Source organism: Brevundimonas sp. RM1 (assembly GCF_052907225.1).
The window spans coordinates 1-13,411 of sequence record NZ_JBRERY010000012.1 but is presented as its reverse complement, the minus strand read 5'-3'; the positions used below and the strand labels follow the sequence as shown (position 1 = coordinate 13,411).

General features: G+C 66.9%; 3 protein-coding genes, 1 tRNA gene and 2 rRNA genes. All 6 read right to left on the bottom strand.

Translation table 11 applies throughout. The features are described 5' to 3' along the window. Nucleotides 1-174: 174 nt before the first annotated feature. Complete coding sequence (locus ACU5AP_RS11615; protein ID WP_003164223.1) at nt 175-315, bottom strand: hypothetical protein; 141 nt, start codon at nt 313-315, stop codon at nt 175-177. A gap of 205 nt (nt 316-520) precedes the next feature. After that, nucleotides 521-4,162 carry a hypothetical protein gene (locus tag ACU5AP_RS11610; RefSeq protein WP_446681266.1) on the bottom strand — a complete coding sequence of 1,214 codons (3,642 nt, stop codon included), beginning with the start codon at nt 4,160-4,162 and terminating at the stop codon, nt 521-523. Further along, on the bottom strand, nt 4,159-12,612 hold the full coding sequence (locus ACU5AP_RS11605) for an SdrD B-like domain-containing protein (protein ID WP_446681265.1): 8,454 nt from the start codon (nt 12,610-12,612) through the stop codon (nt 4,159-4,161). The genes ACU5AP_RS11610 and ACU5AP_RS11605 overlap by 4 nt, the downstream gene beginning before the upstream one ends. 372 nt (nt 12,613-12,984) lie before the next feature. After that, nucleotides 12,985-13,061 (bottom strand) — tRNA-Met (locus ACU5AP_RS11600). A 56-nt stretch (nt 13,062-13,117) separates the two neighbouring features. Beyond that, a 5S ribosomal RNA gene (gene rrf, locus ACU5AP_RS11595) occupies nt 13,118-13,232 on the bottom strand. A 75-nt stretch (nt 13,233-13,307) separates the two neighbouring features. Then, nucleotides 13,308-13,411 (bottom strand): 23S ribosomal RNA (locus tag ACU5AP_RS11590); the annotation flags it as partial.

Here is a 13,411-nt window from a genome sequence, read left to right as displayed (position 1 = left end):
GACCAGAGGCGTGAAATTGCAACCGTCCCTGTCGCTGAAAAGACAACTGCTCTGACGGGTCGGTAAAGCGCCCATGACGGCGCAGCCGATCTCGCCGGATCAAGCTCCGGGTCAGCGATCTCAGCAGGCGACATCTGGCAGAACGACCTTAGGCCCCAGCCGTTCCGGCCAGCGTCACAGCAGGCGGTGCGCGGCCTGGAGCGCCTCGGCGGCCTGCGCCTGGCCGGGGACGACTGCAATCAGAACCGCCGTCGCCAGCGCCAAACCCGCAATCGTCAGAGGCGCGATCGCCCGTGGTGAAATAGCGAACTTCATGCCCGTCAGCCCCCGTCTGCGATGACGCTGAAAACTAGGGCGGCTCCATCATGATCCGCGCACATTTCCACGGCGGTCCGGCCAAGTTTCAGCGACAAAAGTTTGGCGGAACATCGCTCGACAGATGATCTTCTATGTTGACGTCGGTTTGCGACAAGGCCCCGGAGCCGAAGCCTGCGCTTCCACTCCGGGCGACCCTATCGCCTTAGAACTTGCCGATCAGGTTCACGAACCAACCGCGTTCGTCATAGCTGAGGTCGCCCAGATCATCGGAGTAGTCGGTGAAGTTGTAGCCTAGGCCCAGCTTCACGTGATCGCCGAAATGGCGATAGACCCCGACCAAAGCGCCCAGACGGCTGTCGTGAGCCTCCTTGATCGACAGCTCGCGCACCTCGACCAGGACGTCCCAGCGGCGGACGATCTGATAGTCGGCGCGCACGGCCCAGAAGACCGCCTCGCTGTCGAACCAGGGCGCGCTTTCATCACGCGAGGCGCGCAGTTCGCCCAGGCGCCAGGCGACCTTGGCCCCGACCGCCAGACGCGGCGTGACCTGATAGGTGCCGTCGATCGCGGCGATGTGGCTGCGCTGGGCGTAGTCCAGCGACTGACCCAAGGCGTCCACCTGGGCCGGCGACGGCAGGTCGGCCAGATAGGTGTACTTGGCCAGCAGGTTCAGCCGGTCGTTGTCGACCGGGCGATAGGCCCCGGCCAGCGCCAGCTCGTAATAGTCAGCGTTCATGGCCATCGCCTGATCCGAGTTGGACAGGGAGATGTTGGCCTTGGCGAACAGGCGCAGCGACGGCGTGGCCTTGTAAGTGACCTGGTTGCGGGTGGCGACCGTGGTGCGCTCGCCGACCGTGTCGCCCTCGTCCTTGCGGTATTCGAGCGCCGAGGCCCAGCGCAGGCGGTCGCTGCCATAGTCGGCTGTGGCGCCGATGGCCATGCGGTCGATCTCCTGACCCAGGGCGTCCGCCAGAGAGCCGGTCTCGTAGCGGGCGCCGAAGGTCCAGGCCTCGATGGGGCTGAAGTCCACGCCATAGGCCTGGGTCCAGCCTGTCGGGCCGTCGCCGTGGTCATAGCGTTGTTCGGCGAAGACGCTGGTCTTCTCGCCCATCTGCTGACGCGCGCCGCCGGTCAGGCGACCCAGGCGACCGCCGGTCATGGCGTCCGGGTTCTCGCCGGCCAGGGCGTAGCCCAGATAGAGGCTGCCGCGATCCGTCATGGCGAAGTCGGCCCGCACATCGGCGCCGAAGTCCATGTCGCCGTCCGAGACCTCGCCCTTGAACCTGAGCCGGTCGTGGACCTGATATTCGCCGCCGAGGCCGAAGCGGTCGTTCGATTCCCGGCCACCGTCGTGGTCCAGCGTCGCCTGGGCAAAGGTCCAGACGGCCCAGGGGGCGTCGCGCTGTTCGACGTTCGGGATCTCAGGGTTCGGCGTGTGGCGGTAGCCGACCGAGACGGCCGCGTCGGTCCGCGTGCCCTCGCTAGGCGGCGGCACGTACAGCGGGCTGTAGGGCGTGCGCTGGCCCTGCTGCTTGTCCGAACGGACGCCGATCGAGCCGAACCAGCCCGCCGCCGTTTCGCGACGCAGGCCGACCTCGACCGCGTGGCGCTCGGTCAGGCGGCCATCGGTGACGTCGCCCTTGGCCTGAAGGCGAACCGTGTCGCTGAGCGCCATGTCGAAGACGCCGCCGTACTGATCCAAGGTCTCGCCAAAGGTCAGCTCGCCGGGGGCCGAGAAGCCGGCCTCGCGCGTCTTCCAGTAGCCGCCGAAGCGCCCGTCGCGCTCCAGTCCCAGTTCGTCCAGCTGACCGGCGAAGGTCAGGCTGACGGCGTTGGCCTTGTCCGCCTCGGTCTGGACCTTGGTGAAGTCATAGCCGCCGGTGGACGACAGGAAGGCGCCGTCGCCGGGCCCGTCGGCCTGGGCGAACTCCAGCTTCACGAAGCTGTTGGGCGCGTGCTGGTACAGCAGGTCGGCGCCGAACAGATCCTGCGACGCCTGATCCTCGCCCTGGTGATAGGCGCTGCCCGCCACGCGAAGACGATCGTTCAGCCAGTGCTGCGCCCGGCCGCCCGTGGTGAAGGCCTCAGGACGGGTCAGGCCCGGCGAGTACTCATAAGTGGCCACCACCCAGACCGGGTTCCCAGCCAGCGACGACTGAGACACGAAGCTGTTGGCGTCCGCCGTCATCGGCGGCGGGTTGCGCATGACGACCCGGCCCTGAAGGTAGTTCACCTCATAGTCGCGGGCGGCGATCAGTTCCTGACGCTCCAGCACCAGGCCGGAATCCTTGTCGCGAACTTCCAGGAAGACCCGCTCCGAGCCCGGCGCGATGTCGCGGTTGCGGAAGAAGTAGACCGACCCCCCGGTCGAGGCGAAGTCCTCACGGCTGGCCACTGTGCCGGGGTCGGCGGCGAAGGCGGTGACCTCGGTGCGACGCTCGCCGGTCGCGGTCACCGCATCGCTGCGCCAGTCCAGATTGGCGCCGTAAAGGGTCCGCTGGTGACGGATCAGCTCATTGCCGCCCAGACGACTCTGAAACACGCCCCACATGGCGTCGGTGTTCTCATTCTCGGCCCGCACATAGAAGCGGCCATAGGTCGGGGCGTCCTCGACCGTGACCGAGTCGTCGCCATAGACCGGATAGTGCATCTCCGGGTCGATGCGGCGCAGCAGCGAGCGCGGGTCTTTTTCCAGGAAGCCGTCGAACAGGCTCTTCAGCGGCTGCTCACCGGTGTCGGCCGAGGCAGTCAGGCGCCAGTCGTTCTTCACCACGCCCTTGAAGTAGAAGGCCAGACGGCCGTCGACGAAGTCGTTGCGGTGACCGCCCGCATCGCCCAGCAGTTCATGCTTGGCGGCGTCGAAGCTGCGGCTGCCCGCCGTGATGTCGGCGATGCCGACGAAGAAGCGGTCGGTGCGCGGCAGGACGATCTCGCGCACCAGATCGACCGGGGCCTGACCGGGACGCGCCACCTGAACGGCGACGGCGGCGGTGTCGGCAGGGACGATCTGCTGGACCATGAAGCGGCCCGTGCGGTCGACCGGAACCACGGTCCCGAAGGCGGTGACGCGGGTTGCAGCGTCCTCGACCTCGCCGCTGAGGGTGACGGCGGCGCCCTTGACCGAGATGGCGTCGACGACGCGCATGTTCTCGAACAGAGGCCCTGCGTGGATGTCCGGCTTGGCGACATTCACCGCATGGGTCACGTCCAGCGTCAGGGCCGAAGTCTGGTCGTAGCGTCCCTCGGCGTCATAGACGCGCAACACATAGCGATAGCGATGCTCACCCGGTTGATCACGCTCGGTCGTCCACAGCACCGGCTCGCCCAGACGCACCGGAATGACGGTCAGAGGCGTCTCCTCGACGCTCTGATCGGCGCGGAAGATGCGAACCTCGGCGCGATCAATATAGGCCGCATAGTTGCTGAGGGTGAAGAAGCGCACGGCGTCGCCGGCGCGGATCACAGGCTGGTCGGCGACGATGCTGAGCACCGGACGCACGTCGAAGGCCGTGGCCTGAACCCGCACATCTGATCCAGCCAGGGCTATGTCCTGACGGCGCTGGCGATCGGCGCGCAGATCGTCGCCGCCCTCCCCTTCCCCGTCGATGCTGACGCGGAACGGCCCGGCCGCCCCGCGATCCGCCGCTTCCAGGTTGGAGCCGACGCCGCGACGCTCCAGCGCCGCATCGTCCGCCACCGGACCGCAGGGACGGTCGGTGTCGCGTCCGCAATAGACCTTGCGATCGTTAGCGACGGCGTCCTGGGCCTGGACGCCCGTCGCGAGGGCGATGGCTGACCCGCCCATCAGCAGGGCGGTCAGCAGTTTGTTCGACGCGCGGATCATTGCACGCCTCCCTCACGAGGGGTGGACAGGACGACGGTCTCCTCTTCGACGACCAGTCGGTAGCGGCCGCGCTCGTCGTTCCAGCGGTCCTGGAGGCGACGACGGACCTGGGCGACGCGGTCCTTGATCAGGTCCGCATCCTCGCCGCGCGAGGCATAGGCCAGACGCAGAACCGAAGGACGCTCGGTCAGGGTCGCGATCAGGCTCTCGAACTGCTGTTCGAACTCCGGACGCAGAGCCTCGCCGTCGAAGGCCTCGCCGTTCAGGTCCAGACGGACCACGCGGTGCAGGCCGGCGCCGAAGTTCAGGCGGGCGAACTTGCCGCGCGTCAGGCGCACCGTTTCCGGATTGCCCGAGGTGACGCGGTAGCCCGTCGGCAGGGTTCGGTCGTCCAGCTTCACGATGAAGTTGGAGCCGCGGTCCTCGTTCGGAATCATCGGGCAGGTGATGTGATACCGGCCCTCGGCGTCCGTGGTGATCAGCAGACCGCGCGCGGTCGCCAGACGCACCCCCGGCAGACCCGGTTCGCCGTCGTCCTGAACGCCGTTGCCGTTCCGGTCGTCGAACACCTTGCCCAGGATGTCGGTGCAGTCGAAGTCGGGGTCGGGGATCATCCGCACCGTGGCCTCGGCCAGGTTGGAGATGACCTGATCGACGATCGGGTTCACCGCAAAGGCGACGTTGGTGTGCTCGCCCTCGACCACGCCCGAACCGACCACCAGGATCAGCTCCAGTCGCTTGGTCTCGCCCGCCGCGAAGGTCAGGTCGTTCCAGGTCAGCAGGCGGCCGTTCTGGATCGGCTCGACCGCCGCGCCGTCGATGCGAGCGCTGCCCTCGCGATAGCGGAAGCCGGCCGGCGTGCGATCAGTCAGAGTCACGCCCGGCACCGTCCCGGCCAGCGTATTGCGGGCCGTGATGACGTAAGGGACCAGACCGCCGCGCACGACGTTGACCATCGGGGTCGTCTTGGTGACTTCGATCGCCCCCTCCAGGATCGGGTCCAAAGGAATGTTGTTGTTGACGACATTGGCCGAGACGCCCGGCGTCAGGTTCAGCGACAGGACATAGCCGGTCGTCATCGTGCCGGTGGCGCAGGTCTCGGCCGTACCGACGGGCGGGGGCCCGTTGCTGGTCGAGACCAGCATGGGGTCCGGCGTCGCATGGACCGTCAGCGGCCCGACGCATGGCGGCAGGATGCTGGACGGCTGGATCGGGTTGTAGCTGCCGTTGGGCGGCGTCACAGACAGGGTGTAGACGCCCGCCGGAGCCGCATTGAGCAGTTGGAAGTAATACAACCCGAGGGCGTCGACGGTCTGGCGCGCGGAGCCCGAGCCGCCCAGCAGATGCTGGGCCGGATCGAAGCCGGCGGGACCATTGATCTCGACCACCGCGCCCTGCACCGGGGTCCGGCGGACAGCGTCATAGACGACGCCCCAGGGATCCAGCGGCAAGGACTGCTGCGGCACGGTCGCGCCGGGCTGCAGGGTGACGCCCGTCAGTTCGCGATCCTTCAGCGTCGCGCCGCCCGCGTTCGAGGCCGAGACGACGCCGTCGACGAAGGTCGCGCCGGTTTCGTTCGGACGTGCGCCGCCGTAGGCCGCATTGTTCTGCGGATGGCGGAAGCGAACCGCATAGCCCGAGCCGGGCGCCACGCCGGTGAAGGCGTACCCGCCGTCAGCGCCGGTACGGACCGTGTCCATCAGCACACCATTCAGGAACAGCTCCACGGTCCAGTCGGACTGAGGGGCCTCACCGCCGCCGCGTGCGCGGTCATGGTCGGCGTCCATCCAGACCGAGCCGGAGATGGCCGCATCCGCGCCGCGCTCGCCGAACAGATAGCCGGTCGCCTCGGCTGCGGGAGCCAGGACGATGCCGGAGATGACGTCGCCGCCGTCCGACAGACCGCCGGACGTGCCGGGCGTGTCGAGACCGTCGTCATAGCCATCCGGCTGGGTCTCCGTGACCGTATAGGCGCCGCCCGGCAGATCGGTGAAGCGATAGGCTCCATCGGGCCCTGAGACGACTGTGCGGGTGACGCTTTCGCCGCGCGCATCCGTTCCCGTCAGCGTCAGGGTGACGCCGCCGATTACAGGCTCGTTCGCGTCGTGGACGCCGTTGTTGTTGGTGTCGTTGTAGGTCAGACCCGACAGCGCCCCTGTCCGCTCGCCGAAGTCGACGGTGGGAGGCGTCTGATCGGGGCGGATGGTCACAGGCACGCGATTGGAGGGGTTCTCCGGTCCCTCGCCGTAACCTTCCGGCTGAATCTCGACCACGACGTAGTCGCCGCCGCGAATGTCGCCGAAGCTGTAGGAACCGTCCGGGCCGGTGGTCGTCGTGGCCACCAGTTCGCCCGAGGGCTTGCGCAGTTCGACCACCACGCCTTCCAGAGGACGGTCCCCAGCCCCATTGGAGCCGTCCAGGTTCACGTCCACATAGACCGTGCCGTTCAGCCCTTGCCCCCGCTCGCCAAAGGCGTAGTCGGTCGCGTCCACGCCCGTCGGAAGGACGATGCCGTGGATACGATCGCCGTCGACCTCAACCAGACCGCCGACCGAGCCCGCGCTATCGCGACCGTCGGCGAAGCCTTCAGGCTGGGCCTCCGTCAGTTGGTAGTTTCCAGCCAGCAGGTCGTCGATGCGCCACTCGCCCGTCGCGTCCGTCGTCGCCGTGCGCGTGACCGATTCACCGGCCGCGTCCGTCCCCGTCAGGGTCACGATCACGCCCGCGATCGAGGCCTCGCCCGCCTGGCGCACGCCGTCGTCATTGGCGTCGACGAAGACATGGCCCGCGATGCTGCTGACCGTCTCGCCGAAGTCCACGACCTGGGCGGCGCCCGGCGTCAGATTCACCGCCACCTCATTGGGCGTCGATGAGCCGTAGCCGTCGGGCTGGATCTCGCGGACCGTGTAGTCGCCGCCGGGCAGGTCGATGAAGCTGTAGGTTCCGTCCGGTCCGGTCGTCGTCGTGGCGATGACCACGCCGTCCTTGACCAGTTCGATCGTCACACCGGGAATCGGAGGCTCGCCGCCGCCGTTCACGCCGTCACGCTGCGGATCCTTGTAGACCGTGCCGGTGATGACCACCGCGCGTTCGCCGAAGACATAGTCCACGCCCTTCTGGCCCGCCTCCAGCGTGATGGCGGTGATGGCGTTGGCCGCCGCAGAGGCGTCGAACACCGTATTGGGCGCCACGCCGCCGACGCTGCCCACGCCTTCACGGCCGTCGGCGAACTGGGTCGGCTGGCTTTCCGTCAGGGCGTAGGTTCCCTTCGGCAGATCATCGAACCGATAGGCGCCGCCCGCGTCTGTAACGACGACGCAGGTCTGGGCCGGGTCGAGCGCCGCGCGCCAGGCGCAGATGTCCTGACCGTCCGCCGTCACGCCCGACAGGATGACGGTCACGCCCGACACGGCGGTCTCGCCGGGTTGGCGCGCGCCGTCGTCATTGGCGTCGATGAAGACGCCGCCGGCCAGCGAGCCCGGCAGTTCGCCGAAGGCGTAGTTGGCCCCTAGGCCGCCGGTCGGCAGGACGATGCCGCGGATGACGTCGTTTCCGACCTCGCCGCCGACGCTGCCCACGCCTTCCTGACCATCGAAGAAGTTCGACAGGGGCGGCGTGTTCTGGGCCTGCTCGGTCAGGGTGTAGCCGATCGCGTCCGACCCCGGAACGCCTAGGAAGATAAAGCCGCCCGTCGCATCGGTGACGGCCGTGCAGTCAGCCAGATCGCAGACGTTCTGACCGTTCGCCGTCGCGCCCGACAGGGTCATGGTCACGCCCGGAATCCCGGCCTCGCCCGCATCGCGGACGCCGCTGGCGTCGCGATCGATATAGACATAGCCGCTCAACCCCTGGCCCGTACCGCCGAAGTCATAGTTGGAGGCGGTCGAGCCGGCGACGACGACGACGTCGCTGATGCTGACCGCCGTCAGGCCGGGCGAGGCCGCATTCGGCCCCGCCACGCCGTTCGACGTCCCGCCCAGGGCGCCGACATAGGCGCCCGTATGAGTCAGACCCGGCGCGGGCGTGATCGCCAGCTGATAGTCGCCGGGACGCAGCACCTGGCAGATCGGCGAGGCGTCCGCTGCGTTCGGGAAGCGGTACAGGCCCGTGGCCGTAGTGGTGATGGAGCAATCCACCGCCTGCCCCAGGTCGTTGGTCCCGCTCAGTCGGACGATCGCTCCGGCCAGGCCGGTCGTTTCCGTCGTCGCGCGCGTCGCATCGGCGTCCGGGTCGAGGAAGACCATGCCGCCCAGCGTCGAGGTCGGCAATTCGCCGAAGTTGCGCTCGGTCAGATCGGCGCTGGGCGCCACGAGACCGATGCCGAAGCCTTCCGGCGCCGGACGACCGCTGGAGCCGGGGATCACGCCGCCCGCGCCGTTGGCGTCCAGGCCGTCGGACGCGCCATTTGGCTGGATCAGCTGCGTGATCGTGTACTCCGCCGCACCCGAAGGCGGCACGGAGTTGAAGACGTAATGACCGTCGGCGTCGACCGACGCGGTCAGATTCACCGCCCCGCCCGCATAGTCAGCGCCCGTCAGACGGATATGCGGCGTCGAGGCGAAGTCGCCGGGCGCGAAACCCGACTCGCCCGCGTCGCGCAAACCGTTGTTGTTCACGTCGCGATAGACGTAGCCCGACACCCGAGCGGCGCCGATCTCCTGGAACAGATATCCCGTCGCCTGAGTGACGGCGGGCAGGTTAATGTCCGCGATGACGTTAGTCGCCGGCGTGCTGCCGTAAGCGGCGTTGTTCACTACGCCCCCCGCCGAGCCGACGGTCTCATTGCGATCGAATACGCCAGCAGGCTGGGTCTCCACGATCTGGTAGACGCCTTCAGGCAGGCGATCGAAGACGAAGGCGCCCGTCGCGTTCGTATCCGTGGCGCGCGCCGTGACGGCGTTGCCGAAGGCATCGGTTCCGGTCAGCGTCAGACGGACTCCGCCCATGCCTTCGCCGCTGTCGACCACATCGTTCAGATTGTCGTCGCGATAGACCACGCCCGCGATCGAGGACTGGGCGACACGGGTCGTCTCGGTCTTGGAGTTGTTGTTCGGATCGGTGTCGCGGCTGATCTCCACGCCATCGCCGTCCCGCCCAGGAGCGATGCGAGCCGTATTGATCAGATTCGCATCCAGCGCGCCGGCGTAGGGATAGGCCGCCTTAGCGAACACAGTCAGGGTCACGACGTCGCCGTTGCCGGGGAACAGGCCGTCCAGCACGCACAGGACGGTGCTCGTGCCCGAGCAATTCATCGCCGAAACGGCCGCCGAACCGCTAGTCGTGACGGTCTCGCCGCCCACACGGGTCCAGCCGCTGGGCAATTGGTCGGTGACGCGCACCTGGGTCGTCGGCGAGACGCCGTTGTTGCGCACCACGATGCGATACTCGACCGGCTGGCTGATCTGAACCGGGGAATCCGTGACGCGGGTCTTGCTGACCACCTCGAGATCCGTCGCAGGCAGGACCGTCGTCGTCTGGACCGCCGTATTGTTGGCCAGCTCGCGGTCAGCCTGGCTCACCGTCGTATTGTCCTGCTCCCGCGACACGATCTCGGCGCTGTTGGAGAAGGTCATGGGCCCGGTCGGCGCCGGGCCCGTCACCGCCATATGCAGGCGGAAAACGACCTGGCGACGCTCGTCCAGATAGTTCAGCGCCGGATCGGTCCCGTGCAGGCGGCATTCGATGTTGGCGCCGACCGTCACGCAGGCCGGAGCCGGGGGCGTGTAAAGGGTCAGGCCGCTGTTGGCGCCCACAGGGTTCACCTCGAACCGCGACAGGCTCATCGTGTAGCCGGCCGGCGGAGCGGGAATGTCCGTAATGACGATATTGCCCGCGCGCGACGGGCCGAAGTTGGAGGCGCGCAGATCATAGACCAGTTCCGAGCCGAAAGGCATCGGATCAAAGGCGGCGCTCGGCTCCTGCTTGGTGACGGCCAGGTCCATGATCGGAGCGGACACGTCGTGAGGCAGTTCCACGCTGTTGTTGCTCGTGTTCGATTCCGTCGTGGTCGTCGTCACCGTCGCCGTGTTGACGTGACTGATCGGGAAGCCGGAGGTGGCGCCGCCGAAGGGGAAGCGGGCCCGGACCTCCTGCCTGATCTGATAGGTCTGGCCGCGGTTGATCGTCCCCATGTCACAGGTGATCTCGCCGTTCGCATCGGTCTTGACGCACGTGGCCCCGCTCTTGGTCGTGGTCGGCGGCCCGATCAGTTCAAACCGCGCCGGATCGATGACGTCCTTGACCACCACGCTCGCGGCCGGGTTCGGCCCCAGGCCGCGCACGCTGATGGTGTAGGTCGCCACCACGCCCACCTGCGCCGGGTTGGGCGCGATGGTCTTGGCGTTCAGGGTGATGTCCGTGATCGGCGCGATGTCATAGGCGGCCGTCGACTGGTTGTTCGCCAGATTGAGCTCAGTCGTGTCCGGCGAAGTCACGCGGGCGACGTTGTCGAAGCGGCCGCTTTCAACCGGTCGACCGATGCGCACCACGGCGCTTTCGCTCTCGCCAGCGGCCAGGTCGGTCACGGTCCAACTGATACGGCCGTTCGAGGCCGTATAGGCGGGCGCGCCCTGCGAAGCCGACGCCACGCCGAAGCCCGTGATAAAGCCGCCGCCATTGATGAAGTTCGGCAGGTCGTCGGTGACGACCACGGTGCGCGCGACATCGCCGCCCAGGTTGCTGACCGTGAAGCGAATATAGAAGGCGTTGTCCGTGACGGCGACCGGCAGGTCCGGCGTCTGTGACCACGGGCCTGTAGGGCTGAGGCCGACCTCCTTGACGATCGACAGGTCAGCGGCGTTCGGCGTCGAGCGCGAACCCGCCGTGGCGCAGTCATTATCGACATTGGGGTCTGAGGGCGTGGCCGTCGAGCCCCCCGTCGCGCCCGTGCAGGCCCGGTTGGACAGGTCCAGGTCGATGCCGCTGCCCGCCCTCGTCTTCAGCGACAGAACGGCGTCCGCGCCCACCACCAGAGATCCCGGCCCCGCCAGTTCACAGACGATCTCAAGCCCGGTCTGCGAACAGACCCAAGGCGCATCCGCTGACACATAGGTCTCATCCGCCGTTACCGTGTCGGTGATCCGGAGCGGGTTGGCGGGACTATAGTTAAGAACAGACGGCCCGTTGTTGCGGACGCTGATGGCGCTGGTCATGATCTCGCCGGCCGCCACCGGGTTCGGCCCCTTGGTCTTGGCGACGCTCAGATCCGAGCTCGGTTCGGCGATGCGGTAGCCGGCGCTGGCCGTGTCGTTGCCGCCCACAGGATCCGTCACCCCGGCTGGCGGCGTCACCTTGACCGAATTGACGACCGAGCCCGACGTCGCGGCGATCGCGGTCACGGGAATCTGGAAATTCTGGCCCTGGCCGACAGACAGGCCGCCCGCGACGCAGGTGACCGTCTGCCCCACGGCCGAACAGCCGGCGGGAAGCGAGCCGATCTCGAACTCCGGCGCGATCTCATCGACGATCAGCGCACCGGTCACCGTCAACGGTCCCAGGTTTCGCACGCCTAAGGTGATGGTCGTGCTGTCGCCCCGGATAATGGTCGACGCCATGGACTTTTGCGCAACGAGGTCCGCGCCCGGTTCAATCGTCGTGATGACCGGAGGCGCAGTGTTGTCGTTCGGCGCCGGGTCCAAAACCGTCGGGCTGGTCAGCTCGACGAAGGCGTTGTTGGTGATGGTGCCGCCGCTCGCCAGCACCCGCCCCGTCACCTTCACCGGCGGCAACGCCCCCATGGTCGACGGTCCGGTGTAGTCGCACGTCACGATTCCGGCGGAGTGGCCGCAGGTCCAGTGGCTGCCGCTAGCGGACATGAATTCGAAATCGCTGGCCGCCGGCAGGTTGTCGATCAGCCGAATAGCGCCGGTGGCGTCCGGGCCGCTGTTCGTGACGTTGAGGGTGTAGGTCAGGATTCCGCCGCCGGGGATGGAGCCGTCCGACTCCCCGTCATCCTTGAGGACAGAGAGATCCGCCCCCGCCTGAACCGCTGGCGAGACCACGAGCGTGTCGTTGAGCGGGTTGCTGTCGACATTGGTGTCGCTGGCGATCGTCGCCGTGGACGTGCGCGATCCCGTCGCCACCGCGTCAGCGGCAAAGCCGAAGCTGAAATCCCCAGCCGCCAGAGTCGGCAAGGCGCACGTCAACGTCTGGCTCCCGACAGCACCCGTCAGGCCGCAATAGGACGGCAGATCGCCCGGCCGCACCGCGAAGTGCGAGGGGACCGCGACGGTCACGACAGCGTCGCCGACCGACCCTGGCCCATTGTTCGTCACACGTATGGTGAAGCTAGTCTGCGCGCCGTTCGCAACAGGATCGGGCGACCAGGTGTAGTCGGAAACCTGAAGATCCGCCGCCGCCGCAACGCCGGCCGCCCCCGTCAAGGCCAGAGGCGCCAGGATCCGCGCCATGCGCAGCGCCACGCGCTTGAAGGAGTTCAACAGTTGCAACACGTCTCGGCTCTCCCGTTCGACAGGAAAATCGGAGAGCGATCCAGTGCGACCATGCAGCATTGCGCCGGGCCCATGGACGAGCCCAGCTTGCGAACCGGCTTTCGCCGCTCCGCGCCACCATTGCGCTTCATCGCCCCCGACAGGTCGAATGAGCCGCCCTGTTAGCGCCAAATGACGTCTACGGTCACGCTTGAATTTTAATTAAGTTATTGATTTCACAAAGATTTACAATTTTGCACTTGCCCGGTTCTGCTTGAGAAAGTTACCGAACCGGCGGTCAGCAATGAGGCTCGCAGGCCATTGCCGCACCCGTTGCTTCGGGCGCATACAGCAGAAAGCCCCGAGGCGTATGCCATCGGGGCTTTTTAAGCTTGGGTGCGGGAGCAGGATTTGAACCTGCGACCTTCAGGTTATGAGCCTGACGAGCTACCGGGCTGCTCCATCCCGCGGCAAGGCGGTGAGTAAAGGAAGAAGGTTCGAGAAGTCATTCATGTGTGTCGGGTAGACCCGGCGGCGACCTACTCTCCCGCGCCTTAAGACGAAGTACCATCGGCTCTGGAGGTCTTAACGACCGAGTTCGGAATGGGATCGGGTGGGGAACCTCCGACAGAGCCACCAGGTCAACCCGACACACATGAATGAGAAGATATTGTCTATGATTTCGACAAGTAAGATCGAATGAGTTTTGCTGAGAAACGATCAAGCCGATCGGATTATTAGTACCAGTAAGCTTCACACGTCACCGCGCTTCCACACCTGGCCTATCAACGTGGTAGTCTTCCACGATCCTCAGCGAAGC